This window comes from Pseudomonas sp. Irchel 3A18 (genome assembly GCF_900187465.1).
In the GTDB taxonomy this organism is placed as follows: domain Bacteria; phylum Pseudomonadota; class Gammaproteobacteria; order Pseudomonadales; family Pseudomonadaceae; genus Aquipseudomonas; species Aquipseudomonas cichorii.
Map to the genome: position 1 here is coordinate 33,307 of NZ_FYDI01000003.1, position 17,403 is coordinate 50,709.

Genomic DNA, 17,403 nt, shown 5'->3' on the forward strand with positions numbered 1-17,403 from the left:
AAATCCTTCCAGAGGGCGCGAAAAACCGCACTGGACGCCGCCTGCGAAATTTTCCAAATATTTTTGGCAACAGGGGTTTACAGCTTAAAAGGCGCTCCGTATAGTGCGCGCCATCGACAGGCAAACACTTGTTGATACTGCCCAGATGGTGAAATTGGTAGACACGCCAGCTTCAGGTGCTGGTGACCGCAAGGTCGTGGAAGTTCGAGTCTTCTTCTGGGCACCAATTCAGAGCTGCAGATTACATCAATCTTCAGGCTCAAACAAAAACCCGCGAAAGCGGGTTTTTGCATTTCAGGGTTTTGATTATTAAAACCAAAACAGGGGTTTACAGATCGAAACTCCCTCCGTATAGTGCGCCCCATCAACGGCGTACAGCGCTGAAGATGCTGCCCAGATGGTGAAATTGGTAGACACGCCAGCTTCAGGTGCTGGTGACCGCAAGGTCGTGGAAGTTCGAGTCTTCTTCTGGGCACCAATTCAAACAAAACCGAGCCTCGCGCTCGGTTTTGTGTTTTTCAGGGTTTGGAATTTTGCAGGCTCGCGAATGAATTCACCCCCACAGACTGAGGGAGCGAATTCATTCGCGAAATGATCAGGCCCTGAACTGCCCCAGACTCGCCTTCAACTGCGCAGCCAGGCCATTGAGCACCTTGCCGCTGGCCGTAGTCTCGACGACAGCCTTGGCGGCCTGCTCGGCCTGAGCATGAATCACTTCCACACGACCGCGTACCGCCTGGGCACCTTCGGCCTGATGCTCTGCCGCCCTGGTCGCGAGACCGATTGCCGCATGCACCTGCTCGACCGATTCCTGGACTGTCTGTTGCAGCTTCGCGCTCTCTCGCAGAACCGCCAGCCCTTCCTTGGCCTGCCGCCCGGCAAGACCGATGGCAGCCACAGCTTCCTTGGCACCGCGCTGCAAGGCACCGATATGCTCCTGGATGTCTCCGGTTGAGCTTTGAGTCTTGCTGGCCAGTGCACGCACTTCATCGGCAACCACCGCAAAACCACGCCCGGTCTCGCCAGCGCGAGCCGCTTCGATGGCGGCATTCAGGGCCAGCAGGTTGGTCTGCTCGGCAATCCCGTGAATCACCTCAAGCACGACTTCGATCTGCTCGCTTTGCTGCGCCAGACGCTCGATGACTTTCGATCCGGTTTCCACCTGCCCGGCCAGCGCCTCGATCAACCCACCCACCTGATTCGAAGTGCGAGTGTTCTCGTCGGTCGCCTGCTTGATACCGACCACCTGCTGCAGAGCAGCCTGCATGGCATTGCTTTCCGACTGCGCCTCATCGGCCATCTGCTCAAGAGCCTTCAGGCTGGCCGCCACTTCGTCACGCTGCCGCTCAGCCGCCGCATCGGCGCCAGCGTTACGCTGGCTCATCACACCGATTTCAACACCGGTACGCTGAGCCACTTCGCCCGCCTCGCGCACGATCGGCTGCAACTTGTCGATGAAGCGGTTGACCGCCGCCGACATATCGCCAATCTCGTCATTGCTGTCGAGTTTGACACGCTTGGTCAGATCGCCCTCGCCTGCCGCCAGGTCATTGAGGGCCGCAATCAGCAGATGCAGCTTGCTGACCACTCGACGCCCCAGCACCACAGCCAGCAGCAGCAACACTCCCAGGCCAACCAGCGCCAGACCGAGACCGATCCTCCAGCGCAGGTCTTCGGCCGCGCCTTGAACGGCCAGGCTGGTATTGCTGGTCATCGCCGTCGCAGCGCTCTGGGCAGACTGCAAACGAGTGCGCAGCGCAGCCGAGCTATCTTTCGATGCGCTCACCAGACTTTCCGAAACCAGTTGCTCACCATTGGTGATCAGAGACGAGAAGCGCTTGTCCAGAGCCACCAGGTTTTCCTCGACCGTGGCCGTGGAAACCCCCATGCGCACCTTGCCGATCTCGACACCATTAGGGCTGATAGAGGCTTCGATGTAGTAAACCGACGGATCGTTTTTCGCGGCATTCAGGACCTTGTCCATGGCGCGCTCGCCTTCACCCTTGGCGAGCAGCGACTTGATCAAGGCATTGTCACGGTTCAGATAGCGGGTCAGGTGCTCACCGGCAGCATCGTCGTAGACGACGAACAGCACATTGGGATTGCGCTGCGCACGACGGGCGAATTCGGACAATGTGGGCGTATCGTTATCCCACATGGCTCGCGGCGCCACAGCCGCCAGTAACTCGGCCATATCGGTAGCCGAATCCTTGAGGCTCTTTTCCAGCGTAGCGCGCAATTGCACCTGCTCGTCCTTGAGACGTGTAGACAAGCCGGCACTCAAGCGTTGACGGGTGCTGGCAGAAAGCGCATCAAGACTTGATGTCACCTCGCTACTCGCCCGCTCCAACTCAGAAGACAAATGTTGCGAATCTACCCCCAACCGGCTGGCAAGATCCGCCTCCAGCGCCGTGACGGTGCTCCGGGTAAGAGCGACTGCAACAAGCACCTGCACCAGAATGGCAATACCAAGCGCGATGAAAACCGGACGCAGCAAGCGGCTGCGTAAAAGAGAGAGCACTGCTGACACGGGAGAATCCCTCCACCATGGGTGACATTAAAATAATGGCACCTTTTCTGACGCTTCTATGTAGCAAGCGCCGTGCCGTTCAGCAAGCACAATCCAGCACCCGACCGGAAACAAAAAAGGGCCGCAAGATGCGGCCCTTTTTAGATAGCTCAACGAGCCCGATCAGGCAAACGGATGACGCAAAACAATGGTTTCGTTGCGGTCAGGGCCGGTGGAGATGATATCGATAGGCGCGCCTACCAATTCTTCAACACGCTTGATGTAGGCACGCGCATTCTCAGGCAACTCTGCCAGAGTTTTGGCGCCCAGAGTGGATTCGCTCCAGCCTGGCATCTGCTCGTAGACCGGACGCAGACCGTTGTAGCTGTCGGCATCGGTAGGCGCGTCAATGACAGCACCCTCGTCATTCTCGTAACCAACACAGATATTGATGGTTTCCAGACCATCGAGAACGTCCAGCTTGGTCAGGCACAGACCCGAGATGCTGTTGATCTCGATAGCGCGACGCAGGATGACCGCATCGAACCAGCCGCAACGACGGGCACGGCCGGTGGTAGCACCGAACTCGTGACCACGCTTGGCCAGGAAAGCACCTACATCATCAAACAGCTCGGTAGGGAAAGGACCCGAACCGACGCGAGTGGTGTAGGCCTTGGTGATGCCCAGGATGTAATCCAGGTACATCGGACCGAAACCCGAACCGGTAGCAATGCCGCCAGCAGTGGTGTTGGAGCTGGTGACGTACGGATAGGTACCGTGATCGATATCCAGCAGCGAACCCTGGGCACCTTCAAACATGATGTCTTTGCCGTCGCGACGCATTTCATGCAGCGCAGCGGTGACATCGAGCATCATCGGCTTGAGCAGGTCAGCGTATTCCATGCACTCGTCGAGCGTCTTCTGGAAGTCGATGGCAGGCTCTTTGTAGTAATTGACCAGCACGAAGTTGTGGTAGTCGAGCAGTTCGCCCAGCTTGGCTGCGAAACGCTCACGATGGAACAGGTCGCCAATGCGCAGACCGCGACGCGCGACCTTGTCTTCGTAAGCCGGGCCGATACCGCGACCGGTCGTACCGATCTTCAGTTCGCCACGCGCCTTTTCACGCGCCTGATCCAGAGCAACGTGATACGACAGGATCAGCGGGCATGAAGGGCTGATGCGCAGACGCTCGCGCACCGGAATGCCTTTCTCTTCAAGCTTGACGATTTCGCGCAGCAGCGCGTCGGGTGCAACCACTACACCGTTACCGATCAGGCACTGCACGCCTTCGCGCAGCACACCGGACGGAATAAGGTGCAGGACGGTCTTCTCGCCATCGATCACCAGTGTGTGACCTGCGTTGTGGCCACCCTGATAGCGAACCACAGCGGTCGCATGTTCGGTCAGCAGATCAACGATCTTGCCTTTGCCCTCATCACCCCATTGGGTGCCCAGGACTACGACATTCTTACCCATAACACTTGTCCTCATTCACGCAAACTGGGTGCCGGCGGCGGCCGGCAGGAATACTCAAGAAGCCAGCGGCATTACCTGCCAACGCTCGCCATGCTGAATCAATTGCCGATCGCAATCGGCTTCACGCGCTGCACTCACCTGCTGCCCAGGCAAAGCCTGAACCACACGCTGCCCTTCGCTGCGCAACTGGCAAACCTGCTGCCAGAGTGCTGCATCCGTGCTGTCCGGCATCCATATACCACCCGATGGCAGCTCGATTTCTGCACGACCCAGTGTCACCAGAGTTTTCAGGTCCGTGGAGAAACCGGTTGCCGGACGGGCGCGACCGAAGTCGGCGCCGATATCATCATAACGACCGCCCTGGGCAATCGATTGACCTACGCCCGGCACGAACACCGCGAAGACCACACCGGTATGGTAGTGGTAGCCGCGCAGCTCACCGAGATCGAAATACAAAGGCAACTGCGGGAAGCGCGCAGACAGGCGCTCGGCGATGCTCAGCAGATCGTCCAGTGCAGCGAGCACGGGCGCAGGCGCATTCGCCAGACGGTCACGAGCAGCAGCCAGAACTTCACGGCCGCCGCACAGGTCGACCAGAGCCCGCAGCATCGTGGCCAGCTCTTGCGGCAGATCGGCCGTCAGGGCAATGACTTCATCGATGGCCTTGCGCTGCAGGGCATCGAACAACTGCTGCTCGACCTCGCCCGACAGACCGGCCGCACGGGCCAGCCCACGATAAATGCCCACATGCCCAAGATCCATGTGGACATCAGGTACGTCGGCCAGTTGCAGCATCGCCAGCATCAGGCTGATGACTTCGACATCGCTGCTCGGGCTCGCATCGCCATACAACTCGGCGCCCAGTTGAATCGGGCTGCGCGAGGATGACAAGGCACGCGGCTGGGCATGCAGGACGCTGCCCGCGTAGCAAAGACGGCTTGGCCCTTCACGTTTGAGGGTGTGCGCATCGATACGCGCCACCTGCGGCGTGATATCGGCACGAAAGCCCATTTGCCGTCCCGACTGCGGATCGATCACCTTGAAGGTGCGCAGATCCAGGTCCGAGCCGGCTCCGGTGAGCAGAGACTCCAGATATTCGATATGCGGGGTGACGACAAACTCATAGCCCCAGCTCTGGAACAGATCCAACACCTGACGACGCGCTACTTCGATACGCGCCGCTTCTGGTGGCAGTACTTCTTCGATGCCATCTGGTAGCAGCCAGCGGTCAACCGTTGCCATTACGCCATTCCCCTGTGATCCGGGTGGCCAGCCGTGAGGCAAGCCTTGAGTGAAGCAGAAAGTGGTCGCCCGTATGACGGGCACGACAAACGCCCGAGACAGGCCTTGCTGACCACTCTCCTCGAAAAATCTTGCCGCCCGCTAAGTCGGCTGCGGCCAATCAATCGTGCAGACGCAAAAAAGCCGGGAATTTCCCGGCTGCCGCATCATACACACGTTTTACCGTACGATCACCCCACCGGACGGTTTTGCCGCCCGGCGGGTTGATGAATTACGGCTTGGCTTTTTCCAGGAAGCGGAAGAACTCGCTGCCCGGATCAAGCACCATCACGTCACTCTTGCTCGTGAAGCTTTCGCGGTAGGCGCGCAGGCTACGGTAGAACGCGTAGAACTCCTGGTCCTGGCCGTAAGCCTTGGAGTAGATCGCAGCAGCCTGGGCATCACCGTCACCGCGTGCCTCTTCAGACTCGCGATAGGCTTCAGCCAGCAGCACACGGCGCTGACGATCGGCATCGGCACGAATACCTTCAGCCAGCTCGTTACCCTTGGCCCGGTGTTCACGCGCTTCGCGCTCACGCTCGGTGCTCATGCGCTCGAATACGCTGCGGTTGACTTCCTTGGGCAGGTCGATGGCCTTGACGCGGACATCAATCACTTCGATACCCAGCTCTTTCTCGGCCATGCGGTTCAGGGAGCCCGTGATGTCAGCCATCAGCGCGTCACGCTCACCCGACACGACTTCGTGCAGGGTGCGCTTGCCGAACTGGTCACGCAGGCCGGATTCCAGACGACGCGACAGGCGCTCGTCGGCAATCTGCTTGAGGCCGGAAGTCGCGGTGTAGAAACGCTCCGCATCCTTCACGCGCCATTTGGCGTAGGCATCGACCATGACCGCTTTCTTTTCCAGCGTCAGGAAACGCTGGGTAGGCGCGTCGAGCGTCAGCAGGCGGCCATCGAACTTGCGCACCTGGTTCATGTAAGGAATCTTCACATGAAGGCCCGGCGGCACATCAGCCTTGACCACACGACCGAATTGCAGCAGAACCGCACGCTCGGTCTGGGACACGATATAGAGGCTGTTCCAGGCAACGATTGCCAGCACCACGCCAACAATAAGGGTGATCAGCGATTTATTGCTCATCAGCGACTCTCCCTGGTACGTACATCGCGCTGCTGGGTATCGGGCGCTCGCGCACCAGTATCCGTTCCAGTTGCGGATGCACTGCCGGAACCCGAAGTGTTTCCGGTGCTACCGCCACGACTGCTTTCGATCATCTTGTCGAGCGGCAGATAAAGCAGATTGTTCTGACCCTTGTCGCCGGTCACGAGAACCTTGCTGGTGTTGCTGAAGACTTCCTGCATGGTGTCCAGATACAGACGCTGGCGGGTAACTTCAGGAGCCTTGCGGTATTCGGCAACCAGCTTGGTAAAGCGGTCAGCTTCACCCTTGGCGCGGGAAACCACTTCATCGCGATAACCGTTGGCATCTTCGATGATGCGCTGGGCCTGACCACGGGCTTCAGGAATCACGCCATTGGCGTAGCTCTCGGCCTGGTTGCGGGCACGCTGCTCGTCTTCACGGGCACGGATCACGTCATCGAAGGCTTCCTGCACTTCACGCGGTGCAGCGGCGCTCTGTACGTTCACCTGGGTGATGGTGATACCGGTGCGATAGGTATCGAGGAAGCGTTGCAGACGCTCCTTGATTTCGCTCGCCATCAACTCACGACCTTCGGTCAGTACCTGATCCATCGCCGTGGAACCCACGACATGGCGCAGCGCACTTTCGGTCGCGTGCTGCAGGCTGATTTCAGGCTGATCGACGTTCAGCACAAAGTCCTGCAGGTTGCTGATCTTGTACTGCACGGTCAGCGGCACTTCGACGATGTTCTCGTCTTCGGTCAGCATCTGGCCCTGCTTGCTGTAGGCACGTTCGCGAGTCACGTTTTCCATGTACTTGCGATCGAACGGCGGGAAATAGATATTCAGACCCGAACCTACGGTTTCGTAGTATTGGCCGAAACGCAGAACTACAGCCTGCTCCTGCTCGTCAACGACGTAAACGGCGTTGTAAAGCCAGAAAGCGAAAAGCACGACAAGGCCGATGCCCAGCAGGCCGAAGCCACCGCCACCACCCGAACCGCCGCCATTACCGTCACCGCTGCGTTTCTTACCGCCGCCGAACAACCCATTCAGGCTTTCCTGCAGCTTACGGAAGGCCTCGTCGAGATCAGGTGGTCCCTTGCGGTCGCCGCCACGGCGTTTTCCACCCCAGGGATCTTGATTATTCGAGTTGCCACCCGGCTCATTCCAAGCCATAGCGCTCTCCATCTGATAAAGCAAAGACGCGCCCACGGCGCGCCAACCAATGCTACAGAATGCCCGTTAAAGCCGTACAATGGCTTTACCGCGCTTTTATTGCAAAGTGTGTTGCTCAATGAACTCCAGCGGCTGCAGTCCTTCGCGACTCACCAGGCGATTGAATTCGACTCGCGGCAGACGAACTGCCAACAGGCTGGCACCTTCTTCGTCATGGTTTTCACTCTGCACCGCGCCCAACTCAAAAAACTGTGCGCGCAGTCGAGCAAAACGCTGAGGCAAACGCAAGGTGCCGACAAACAAATCGTCACCCAGCAGTTCGGCCACAGCCTGCTTGAGCAGGTCCAGCCCTCGACCGTCATGGGCAGACACCCAGACACGCTGCGGCTTGCCATCGGCATCGCGTTGTATCTGAGGATCCACACCTTCCAGCAAATCGAGTTTGTTATACACCTCAAGGATCGGCAAGCCCTCGGCGCCGATCTCTCCCAGCACCGCCATGACCTGTTCGATCTGCGACATGCGGTCAGGCTCATGGGAATCGATCACATGCAACAGCAGGTCCGAGTTGCTCGACTCTTCGAGCGTTGCCCGGAAAGCCTCGACCAGCTTGTGCGGCAGGTGACGGATGAAACCCACGGTATCGGCCAGAACGATCGGCCCCAGATCGTCGAGCTGCAGACGGCGCAGGGTCGGATCGAGGGTTGCGAACAACTGGTCGGCCGCGAACACCTCAGAGTCTGTCACCGCATTGAACAGTGTCGATTTGCCGGCGTTGGTATAACCCACCAGTGAAACCGAAGGAATATCGGCGCGCTTGCGCCCTCTGCGGGCCTGATCGCGCTGACTGCGAACCTTTTCCAGGCGCGCCTTGATCTGCCGCAGGCGAACCCGAAGCAGGCGACGGTCCGTTTCCAGCTGGGTTTCACCCGGCCCACGCAAACCGATACCACCTTTCTGACGCTCAAGGTGAGTCCAGCCACGAACAAGACGGGTACTCATATGCTCAAGCTGGGCCAGTTCGACCTGCAGCTTGCCTTCGTGAGTGCGCGCACGTTGCGCGAAAATGTCCAGAATCAGACCGGTGCGATCCAGCACGCGACACTCGAATGCACGCTCGAGGTTACGTTCCTGGCTGGGCGAGAGGGTGTGATTGAAGATAACCAGATCGGCCTGCTCGGACCTGACCTGGTCGCGAAGCTCTTCGACCTTGCCAGTGCCAATCAGGTATTTGGCCGATGGCCGATGACGCGGCACGTTGATAAACGCGACGGTATCGGCACCCGCCGATATGGCCAGCTCCTGAAACTCCTGCGGATCTTCGCGCGCCTCAGGGTCCTGACCATCCAGGTGAACGAGAATTGCCCGCTCACCACCACTGTGGCGCTCAAAGAACAAGGCAGACTCCTATCAGGCGTTACCTGGCTCAGCGTCACCCGAATCGGAATCGGTAGCGCTAGGCAGGCGAATCGGACGAACAGGAACAACAGTGGAGATTGCGTGCTTGTAGACCATCTGGCTGACAGTGTTTTTCAGCAGGATGACGAACTGGTCAAAAGACTCGATGGTGCCTTGCAGCTTGATGCCGTTAACCAGATAGATCGAAACCCCGACCTTCTCTTTACGCAAGGTATTCAGGTAAGGGTCTTGTAGCGAATGCCCTTTTGACATGTGCCGCACTCCTTTAAGGATCAATAATAATAAAACGAATTCGATTGGCTTGAACCGGCCACCCCCCAAGGATAGACGGCAATTGCAAGGACTCAGCCCAATATGGAGGCCGATCCCAGGTATTTCAAGGTGCGTGGCAGATTGTCGCGTGCCAGGCTGTCCAACCAGTGCAAATTCTCCCAACTGCGTAGCCAGGTGAACTGCCTTTTAGCCAACTGGCGCGTGGCAATGATGCCCCGCTCCTGCATTTCTTCCCGTGTCAGCTTCCCATCCAGGTGATCCCAGACCTGGCGATAACCGACAGCTCTTATCGATGGCAAACCCGAATGCAGGTCTCCTCTTGAGCGCAAAGCCAGTACTTCGTCCAGAAACCCCTGATCCAGCATTTGCAAAAAGCGTAGCGCGATGCGGTCATGCAACACCTTGCGATCAGCCGGAGCTATCGCGAGACTGGCCACAGTATAGGGCAATTGCTGACGCCCGGACGCTGCGGCTTGAGCAGTTTGCTCAGATTGTTGCTCGCGATGCGCAGTCATGTTCATCCCGCTGACTCGATACACCTCCAGCGCCCTGATCAGACGCTGCGGATCGTTGGGATGTATACGTGCCGCAGACACCGGGTCCACGGCAGCCAACTGATCATGCAACGCCTGCCAGCCATGGGCCTTTGCGTGAGCTTCAAGCTCGGCTCGAACCTGTGCATCGGCGGCAGGCATATCGGCAAGCCCGTCCAATAGAGCCTTGAAATACAACATAGTGCCGCCCACCAGCAAAGGAATATTTCCCCGTGCGGTAATTTCGGCCATGGCGGCCATGGCGTCAGTACGGAAATCGGAGGCGCTGTAGCTTTCGGACGGGTCGAGAATATCGATCAGACGATGGGGAAATTCGGCCAGTTGCTCCCGTGAAGGCTTGGCCGTGCCGATATCCATGCCACGATAGACCAGCGCCGAATCGACGCTGATCAGCTCGCAGGGCAGGACTTTGGTCAGTTCGATGGCAAGATCGGTCTTGCCAGCGGCAGTTGGCCCCATGAGAAAGATGGCCGGTGGTAAAGCATTCATTCAACGACCGCGCAGGAATAATTTGTCCAGGTCGTCCAGGCCCATCTGGGTCCAGGTGGGTCGACCATGGTTGCATTGGCCGCTGCGCTCGGTGTTTTCCATATCGCGCAGCAAGGCGTTCATTTCCGGGATGGCCAGACGGCGATTGGCCCGAACCGCGCCATGACACGCCATGGTGCCCAGCAGTTCGTTGATATGCGCCTGCACCCGGTCGCTGGTGCCGTATTCCATCAGGTCGGCCAGTACATCGCTGACCAGACGGTTCGCCTCGGCCTGCTTGAGCAGTGCCGGAATCTGCCGGATGGCCAGGGTTTCCGGGCCAAGGCGCTGCAATTCGAAGCCCAGGCGCTGGAAGGTCGCGATGTGCTCTTCGGCACAATCGGCCTCGCGCTGACTCACCGCCAGCGACTCGGGCACCAACAACGGCTGCCCGCTGAGGCCTTCGCTGGCCATGGCGATTTTCAGGCGCTCGTACATGATGCGCTCATGGGCGGCATGCATGTCCACCAGCACCAGCCCGTGGGCGTTTTCGGACAGGATATAAATACCCTTGAGCTGCGCCAGTGCGTAACCCAGTGGCGGAATATCGCTTTGCGACGCCGGTAGCGAAGCCGGTGCAGCCTCGGGCAGCGGCGCGAAAAACTCCCGATAGGCACTTTGCGCTTCGGCAGTTGGCAATGCGGAAGTCGGACGTGGCGAGTACTGATACTGATAGCCGCCGCCCGAACCGCCAGATGCCGGTCGCGCATAAGGCTCGCCCTGAGGCTGCTCCAGCACATTGTTCGCCAGACGCATTTCACCTTGCGGCCCGAACTCCCCGGCCTGCGGCCCGCTTGGGCGTTCGACCACGGGTATCGGCGCACTGGTCAACTGATCGTCGGGGCGCACATCACCCAGGGAACGATGCAGGGTGCCGTACAGGAAATCATGCACCATGCGCCCGTCACGGAAGCGCACTTCATGCTTGGTCGGGTGAACGTTGACGTCCACGGCAGCCGGATCCAGCTCGAAAAACAGCACGAATGTCGGGTGCCGACCATTGAACAGCACGTCGCGATAGGCCTGACGAACCGCATGGGCCACCAGCTTGTCGCGCACCGCACGGCCATTGACGAAGAAATACTGAAGATCCGCCTGACTGCGCGAGAACGTCGGCAAGCCGACCCACCCCCACAGATGCAGGCCATTGCGCTCGATTTCTATCGGCAGCGCCTGCTCCAGGAAGCCAGGCCCGCAGATCGCCCCCACACGACGCGCTCGCGCAGCATCGTCATGGGCTTCGTGCAGGCTGAGCACAGTTTTACCGTTGTGGCGAAGATGGAAAGCGACGTCGAAACGCGCCAGCGCCATGCGCTTGATGACTTCCTGCAGGTGATCGAATTCGGTCTTCTCGGCCTTAAGGAACTTGCGACGCGCCGGCGTATTGAAAAACAGATCCCGCACTTCCACCGAAGTACCGACCGGATGCGCGGCGGGTTGCACACGCGGCGCCATGTCGCGACCTTCGGTTTCGACCTGCCAGGCCTTGTCGGCATCGCGGGTACGAGATGTCAGGGTCAGGCGCGCCACAGAGCTGATCGACGCCAGCGCCTCACCCCGAAACCCCAGGCTCATGACACGTTCAAGGTCTTCCAGCTCGCGAATCTTGCTGGTGGCATGTCGCGCCAGTGCAAGAGGCAGGTCATCGGAAGAAATGCCGCTGCCGTCATCACGGACTTTCAGCAGCTTGATACCGGCTTGCTCGACATCGACATCAATGCGCCGGGCACCGGAATCCAGGCTGTTTTCCAGCAGCTCTTTGATGACCGAGGCCGGGCGCTCGACCACTTCGCCCGCGGCGATCTGGTTGGCCAGTCGCGGGCTGAGCAGTTCGATTCGGGCAGCATTCACTGCTGCATTCACGGCGTCGGATTGATCGCCATCGAGAAGGAGGTCACTCATTATTGCGCAGCGACCTCCGTACTCGGAATGCTCAGATCCTGGCCGATGCGCAAGGCATCGGTCTTCAGGTTGTTGGCATTGCGCAGGGTCGCCACGCTCATGTCATAACGGGCAGCCACCATCGCAAGGGTTTCCCCCGAGCGCACGACATGGGTACGAGGCCCTTGCGCCAGCTTGCCGTTATCCCGCAGCCAGGCGATGTAAGTGCCTTGAGGCGGATTCTGCTGGAAGAACTGTTTGACGCCCGAATTGATCGAGCGGGCCAACGCTTGCTGGTGAGAAGAGGTCGTCAGCTTGTTCGCTTCGTTGGCGTTGGAAATGAAGCCGGTTTCCACCAGGATCGACGGAATGTCAGGGGACTTGAGCACCATGAACCCGGCCTGTTCGACACGGGATTTGTGCAGCGAAGTCACCCGACCGATATTGCTCAACACCTTCTGCCCGACGTTCAGGCTCGACGACAGCGAAGCCGTCATGGACAGGTCCAGCAGCACGCCCGCCAGCATCCGGTCCTTGTCATCCAGACTGACCGCACCGGCACCACCGATCAGGTCGGAACGGTTTTCACTGTCCGCCAGCCAGCGTGCTGTTTCGGAGGTTGCGCCCTTGTCGGACAAGGCAAACACCGAGGCACCAAAGGCTGCTTTTGAAGGTGCGGCGTCGGCGTGAATGGACACGAACAGGTCTGCGCCCTTGGCACGAGCGATTTCCGTACGTTTGCGCAACGGAATGAAATAGTCGCCGGTGCGCGTCAGCTCGGCACGGTAGCCCTTTTCACCGTTGATCTGGCGCTGCAACTCCTTGGCGATGGACAACACCACATGTTTCTCTTGCTGGCCTCTGCCGCCAGAGGCGCCAGGGTCTTCGCCTCCATGACCGGCGTCGATGACGACCACGATATCGCGCTTGCCGTTGGGCACAGGCGTCAGCTTGATTTCGGGCTTGGCCGGGCTCACAGGGACAGCGGGCGCAGTATTGGCCACGTTGTCCGGGATAGTCGGCGCAGGATTGGCGTCGGCGGCATTGTCGAACAGGTCCACCACCAGGCGGTTGCCGTACTGCTGGTTGGGCGCCAGGGTGAAGCTCTTGGGCGTGACCACCTTTTTCAGGTCGATGACCACCCGCAGATCCGTCGGAGTACGTTGAGCCGAACGCATGCTGGTGATCGGCGTATTGGCCGTTGCCACATTCAGCGGCCCGGCAAGGGTCGCACCATTGATATCGATGACCAGACGATCAGGCGATGTCAGCGTGAAAACACTGTGCTGGACAGGCCCGGACAGATCGAAAACCAGCCGGGTGTTATCCGGTGCACGCCATAAGCGGACACTTCGTACTTGGGTAGCGGCCAGCGCTTCGACGGCCACAGCCATCACCAGCAGGCCCACTACAGTAACCAGCGCGCGCATGCGCATACCTAACCCCATATCTATTTGAATTCCAAAGCCAAAGCGGCACACCAGGTTTCGCCACGCGAGCCTTGAGGGCTCAATGTTACAGACCGCCCCTGCTCATGCGGCCTAATGGTAATGGTCAGGTCGGGCTTTGGCAAAAAGCCTGTGCCGCGCTGAGGCCATTCGATCAGGCAGAGCACATCCCCATCGAAGTAATCCCGCACGCCCATGAACTCCAGCTCCTCGGGATCCACCAGACGATACAGATCAAAGTGAAAGGCGCGTATCGAACCGATTTCATAGGGCTCGACCAAGGTAAACGTCGGGCTCTTGACCGCCCCCACATGCCCGAGCCCACGGATCAGGCCACGGGAAAGCGTGGTCTTGCCCGCCCCAAGATCACCTTCGAGAAAAATGACGCCGACACCCTGGGTGACCTGACCCAGACGCGAGCCAAAACCCATCATGGCCTCTTCGCCAGTCAAATGCAGCGTTAACTCAGACACGGTTGTAGCTCCTCCAATAACTGACGAATGGCTGGAATTGTATCGCTGGCCGCCAGCCCGCGACCTGAAGCACCCGCCTGCTCTCCGGCGCGGGCATGCAGCCAGACACCGAGGCAGGCCGCATCGAATGGCGTCATGTGTTGCGCCAGCAACGCGCCGATCAACCCGGCCAGCACATCGCCCAGACCAGCCGTGGCCATGGCCGGATGGCCTCGATCACACAAGGCCAGGCGCCCATCGGGATCGACAATCAGGCTGCCGCTGCCCTTGAGCACACAGACGGTATTGAATTTACGGGCCAGCGCACGCGCCGCTGACGGGCGATCGGCCTGGACCTCCTGGGTGCTGATCCCCAGAAGCCGCGCAGCCTCACCGGGATGCGGGGTAATGACACTATTTACCGGCAGACTCACAATGCCACCCGCCAGTTGATTCAAGGCATCGGCATCCCAGACCTGCGGTCGCCCGGCATCAGCCGCTGCCGACAACAGACAGCGGCCCCAACTCGCCTGCCCCAATCCGGGACCGACCACCAGCACAGCGGCTGGCTCGATCAAAGCCAGCAACTGATTGGCAGAATGAATCGCCGCGCTCATGACTTCCGGCATCCGTACCAATGCCGCAGGCACATGCTCACTGCGGGTCGCCAGAGTGACCATGCCGGCGCCGCTACGCAATGCGCTTTCGGCACTCAACAAGGCTGCACCGCCAAAACCATGATCGCCGCCAATCACCAGAACCCGCCCATACAGCCCTTTGTGAGCGGCCTTGGGACGTGACGCCAGCGCTGGCAGGTTAAATGTATCCAGGCGTTTCGCACTGACCGGCGTCTGCGCGACCAGACTCGAATCCGCCTGCAAATCATCAAAGACCAGCTCACCGACCCGATCCGCCGCATCACCGGTCAGCAGCCCAAGCTTCAGGCCGATAAAGGTCACGGTCAGTTCGGCACGTACGGCGACACCCAGCACTCGTCCCGTATCGGCACTCAGGCCCGACGGAATATCCACCGCCACAACCGGCAAGCCACTGGCGTTGATTGCCTTGATCGCCGACAGATAAGGCTCGCGCACTTCGCCGTTCAAGCCCGTCCCCAGCAAGGCATCCAGCACCACTCCGGATAACGCCTGAGCGGACCAGGGCTGAATATCCACACCCGTGGCAACAGCCTCGCCATGGGCTGTGGCGGCATCGCCCGTCAGCGCGGCAGAATCTCCCACCGCCAGCACCCTTACCCGCCAACCGGCCTTCTGTGCCAGTGACGCCACCAGATACCCATCCCCGGCGTTGTTGCCGCGCCCGGCCAGCACCGTCAACTCACCCGCCTGAGGCCACTGCCGACGCAAGGCTCGCCAAGTCGCATGGGCTGCGCGCTGCATCAATTCCAGACCCGGCGTACCTGCGGCAATCAGCCGGGAATCCAGATCCCGGACCTGATCGGCACTGTACAGCGCGTCGGGTAAATGAGGTTTAGTGTCGAACATGCGTATCCGGGCTCCGATGTCTGGCAGAATTATACGCACCTTGGACCCGGTTTCTCTCTGCGCATGCCTGCTATTACTGCTGAACTTCCAACTTCCGATGACCTCATCAGCCTTGCGCAATCGATCAAGGAGTGGGGCCGTGAGCTGGGCTTTCAACAGGTCGGCATATCAGGGCTCGATCTGGCAGAGCATGAACAGCACCTAGAGCGCTGGCTCGAGGCGGGTTACCACGGCGAAATGGACTATATGGCCGCCCATGGCAGCAAACGTTCCCATCCAGACGAATTGGTACCGGGCACGTTGCGTGTCGTGTCATTACGCATGGATTATCTGCCGGGCGATACCGAAATGGCACAGCGCCTGACAGAACCGGAAAAGGCCTACGTCTCGCGTTACGCCCTTGGGCGCGATTATCACAAGCTGGTTCGCAAGCGCGTCCAGCAACTGGCCGAGCGCATTCAGCAGTCAATCGGGCCGTTCGGCTTCAGGGCATTCGTCGACAGCGCGCCGGTACTGGAAAAGGCCATCGCCGAACAGGCCGGGCTGGGTTGGATCGGCAAAAACACTCTGGTGCTCAATCGCAAGGCAGGCAGCTTTTTCTTTCTCGGCGAACTGTTCGTGGACTTGCCGTTACCTGTAGATGCACCGCACGCAACCGAACATTGCGGACGCTGCACCGCCTGCCTGGACATCTGCCCCACCGCGGCCTTCGTCGGGCCTTACGTGCTGGATGCCCGGCGTTGTATTTCCTACCTGACCATCGAACTCAAGACCTCGATCCCCGAAGAGCTGCGCTCCTTGATCGGCAATCGGGTGTTTGGCTGTGACGACTGCCAGATCGTCTGCCCCTGGAACCGCTTCGCCCGCCCCACAAGCCAGAGCGACTTCCAGCCACGCCACAACCTGGACAACGCCGGGCTGGCCGAACTGTTCATGTGGAATGAAGAAAAATTCCTCAGCAGCACCGAAGGCTCGCCACTGCGACGCGCCGGTTACGAGCGCTGGCTGCGCAATCTGGCAGTGGGACTGGGCAACGCCCCCTCCACCATCCCCGTCCTCCAGGCCCTGGAAGCTCGCCGCGACCATCCATCAGAAATGGTGCGCGAGCATGTGGAATGGGCGCTGAAGCAGCACGCCCTGTAGGAATGAATTCGTTCAGTAAGCTCAGTGTTCGTCCTTGTAGACGAACTTCGGCATTTCCCATTTGAAGCGGATGGCCAGCAAGCGCAGCAGGAAGCCGCCGAAGAGGGTAATCAGGATGCCTTGCTCGGTTGGCAGCTCCAGATAGCGGCACAGCAGGAAACACCAGGCCGCCAGGAATGACACGCTGGCATAGAGTTCGCGCCGGAAGATCAGGGGAATGTCGTTGCAGAAGATATCCCGAAGGATGCCGCCAAAAACGCCGGTGATAACGCCACATACTGCGCAAATGAGCATGCCATGCCCGGCCTCCAGCGCAGTCATGCAGCCAATGAGGGTAAAAGCCACCAACCCCAGGGCATCAAGGACCAGAAACAGCGAGCGCAGATGGCGCATCAAGGGCGCGATAAAGATCGTCACCAATGCCGCTACGCTGGTCAGGACCAGGTATTCCGGGTGTTTGACCCAGGTCAGCGGGTAATGCCCAATCAGCACATCGCGCACCGAACCGCCGCCAAGCGCAGTGACACAAGCGATCAGCACCACACCGAACCAGTCCATGCCGCGACGTCCGGCAGACAAAGCGCCCGTCATGGCTTCAGCCGTGATGGCAATCAGATAAAGCATCAGCAACATGGCGACTACACCTGCGACAAA

At 59.5% G+C, this 17,403-nt stretch carries 14 protein-coding genes and 2 tRNA genes; 3 read left to right on the forward strand and 13 right to left on the reverse strand.

Annotated elements, in window-relative coordinates; genetic code table 11:
* Nucleotides 1-139 precede the first annotated feature (139 nt).
* Together CKW23_RS05875 and CKW23_RS05880 are read left to right on the forward strand one after the other, a co-directional pair.
* Nucleotides 140-226: transfer RNA gene (locus tag CKW23_RS05875), tRNA-Leu, on the forward strand.
* Between the two features lie 165 nt (nt 227-391).
* Nucleotides 392-478, forward strand: a tRNA-Leu gene (locus tag CKW23_RS05880).
* 117 nt (nt 479-595) lie between these two features.
* Here the strand turns inward: CKW23_RS05880 and CKW23_RS05885 are convergent.
* The 12 genes from CKW23_RS05885 to CKW23_RS05940 all read right to left on the reverse strand — a co-directional run bounded on the left by CKW23_RS05885 (nt 596) and on the right by CKW23_RS05940 (nt 15,606).
* The gene (locus CKW23_RS05885; protein ID WP_025258302.1) at nt 596-2,530 is read right to left on the reverse strand and encodes a methyl-accepting chemotaxis protein; all 1,935 of its coding nucleotides are present in this window, start codon (nt 2,528-2,530) and stop codon (nt 596-598) included.
* Nucleotides 2,531-2,692: 162 nt separating this feature from the next.
* The gene (locus tag CKW23_RS05890; protein ID WP_025258301.1) at nt 2,693-3,985 is read right to left on the reverse strand and encodes an adenylosuccinate synthase; all 1,293 of its coding nucleotides are present in this window, start codon (nt 3,983-3,985) and stop codon (nt 2,693-2,695) included.
* A 54-nt stretch (nt 3,986-4,039) separates the two neighbouring features.
* Nucleotides 4,040-5,227 (reverse strand): ATP phosphoribosyltransferase regulatory subunit, encoded by a 1,188-nt coding sequence (locus CKW23_RS05895; protein ID WP_025258300.1) that lies wholly within the window; start codon nt 5,225-5,227, stop codon nt 4,040-4,042.
* A gap of 271 nt (nt 5,228-5,498) precedes the next feature.
* Nucleotides 5,499-6,368: a protease modulator HflC gene (gene hflC, locus CKW23_RS05900; protein ID WP_025258299.1), complete on the reverse strand. Its 870-nt coding sequence runs from the start codon at nt 6,366-6,368 to the stop codon at nt 5,499-5,501.
* Complete coding sequence (hflK, locus tag CKW23_RS05905; protein ID WP_025258298.1) at nt 6,368-7,546, reverse strand: FtsH protease activity modulator HflK; 1,179 nt, start codon at nt 7,544-7,546, stop codon at nt 6,368-6,370. The genes hflC and hflK overlap by 1 nt, the downstream gene beginning before the upstream one ends.
* A gap of 96 nt (nt 7,547-7,642) precedes the next feature.
* Nucleotides 7,643-8,944 carry a ribosome rescue GTPase HflX gene (gene hflX / locus CKW23_RS05910; protein ID WP_025258297.1) on the reverse strand — a complete coding sequence of 434 codons (1,302 nt, stop codon included), beginning with the start codon at nt 8,942-8,944 and terminating at the stop codon, nt 7,643-7,645.
* A gap of 12 nt (nt 8,945-8,956) precedes the next feature.
* Nucleotides 8,957-9,217 carry an RNA chaperone Hfq gene (gene hfq, locus CKW23_RS05915; RefSeq protein ID WP_025258296.1) on the reverse strand — a complete coding sequence of 87 codons (261 nt, stop codon included), beginning with the start codon at nt 9,215-9,217 and terminating at the stop codon, nt 8,957-8,959.
* A 92-nt stretch (nt 9,218-9,309) separates the two neighbouring features.
* Entirely contained in the window at nt 9,310-10,281 is a 972-nt protein-coding gene (miaA, locus tag CKW23_RS05920; RefSeq protein ID WP_095067233.1) for a tRNA (adenosine(37)-N6)-dimethylallyltransferase MiaA, read from the reverse strand.
* Nucleotides 10,282-12,222, reverse strand: coding sequence for a DNA mismatch repair endonuclease MutL (gene mutL / locus CKW23_RS05925; protein ID WP_025258294.1), 1,941 nt, complete (start codon nt 12,220-12,222; stop codon nt 10,282-10,284).
* Nucleotides 12,222-13,637, reverse strand: a complete 1,416-nt coding sequence (locus tag CKW23_RS05930) for an N-acetylmuramoyl-L-alanine amidase (RefSeq protein ID WP_025258293.1) — start codon at nt 13,635-13,637, stop codon at nt 12,222-12,224. Before CKW23_RS05930 ends, mutL begins: the two co-directional genes overlap by 1 nt.
* A gap of 14 nt (nt 13,638-13,651) precedes the next feature.
* Nucleotides 13,652-14,122, reverse strand: a complete 471-nt coding sequence (tsaE, locus tag CKW23_RS05935) for a tRNA (adenosine(37)-N6)-threonylcarbamoyltransferase complex ATPase subunit type 1 TsaE (protein ID WP_025262626.1) — start codon at nt 14,120-14,122, stop codon at nt 13,652-13,654.
* Nucleotides 14,110-15,606 (reverse strand): bifunctional ADP-dependent NAD(P)H-hydrate dehydratase/NAD(P)H-hydrate epimerase, encoded by a 1,497-nt coding sequence (locus tag CKW23_RS05940; RefSeq protein WP_025258292.1) that lies wholly within the window; start codon nt 15,604-15,606, stop codon nt 14,110-14,112. Before CKW23_RS05940 ends, tsaE begins: the two co-directional genes overlap by 13 nt.
* A 63-nt stretch (nt 15,607-15,669) precedes the next feature.
* Between CKW23_RS05940 and queG the strand changes: the two genes are divergently transcribed.
* On the forward strand, nt 15,670-16,749 hold the full coding sequence (gene queG, locus CKW23_RS05945; RefSeq protein WP_038399739.1) for a tRNA epoxyqueuosine(34) reductase QueG: 1,080 nt from the start codon (nt 15,670-15,672) through the stop codon (nt 16,747-16,749).
* Nucleotides 16,750-16,770: 21 nt separating this feature from the next.
* On the opposite strand, the gene CKW23_RS05950 is transcribed toward queG, so the two are convergent.
* Nucleotides 16,771-17,382, reverse strand: coding sequence for a trimeric intracellular cation channel family protein (locus CKW23_RS05950; RefSeq protein ID WP_025258291.1), 612 nt, complete (start codon nt 17,380-17,382; stop codon nt 16,771-16,773).
* Nucleotides 17,383-17,403: the final 21 nt, after the last annotated feature.

What these genes read in the sequence shown, in the direction of transcription:
- CKW23_RS05950 (WP_025258291.1), bottom strand. Translation starts at nt 17,382, where the DNA reads ATGTTGCTGATGCTTTATCTGATTGCCATCACGGCTGAAGCCATGACG.
- hflC (WP_025258299.1), bottom strand. Translation starts at nt 6,368, where the DNA reads ATGAGCAATAAATCGCTGATCACCCTTATTGTTGGCGTGGTGCTGGCA.
- queG (WP_038399739.1), top strand. Translation starts at nt 15,670, where the DNA reads ATGCCTGCTATTACTGCTGAACTTCCAACTTCCGATGACCTCATCAGC.
- hflK (WP_025258298.1), bottom strand. Translation starts at nt 7,546, where the DNA reads ATGGCTTGGAATGAGCCGGGTGGCAACTCGAATAATCAAGATCCCTGG.
- hfq (WP_025258296.1), bottom strand. Translation starts at nt 9,217, where the DNA reads ATGTCAAAAGGGCATTCGCTACAAGACCCTTACCTGAATACCTTGCGT.
- CKW23_RS05895 (WP_025258300.1), bottom strand. Translation starts at nt 5,227, where the DNA reads ATGGCAACGGTTGACCGCTGGCTGCTACCAGATGGCATCGAAGAAGTA.
- CKW23_RS05940 (WP_025258292.1), bottom strand. Translation starts at nt 15,606, where the DNA reads ATGTTCGACACTAAACCTCATTTACCCGACGCGCTGTACAGTGCCGAT.
- miaA (WP_095067233.1), bottom strand. Translation starts at nt 10,281, where the DNA reads ATGAATGCTTTACCACCGGCCATCTTTCTCATGGGGCCAACTGCCGCT.
- CKW23_RS05930 (WP_025258293.1), bottom strand. Translation starts at nt 13,637, where the DNA reads ATGCGCATGCGCGCGCTGGTTACTGTAGTGGGCCTGCTGGTGATGGCT.
- CKW23_RS05890 (WP_025258301.1), bottom strand. Translation starts at nt 3,985, where the DNA reads ATGGGTAAGAATGTCGTAGTCCTGGGCACCCAATGGGGTGATGAGGGC.
- mutL (WP_025258294.1), bottom strand. Translation starts at nt 12,222, where the DNA reads ATGAGTGACCTCCTTCTCGATGGCGATCAATCCGACGCCGTGAATGCA.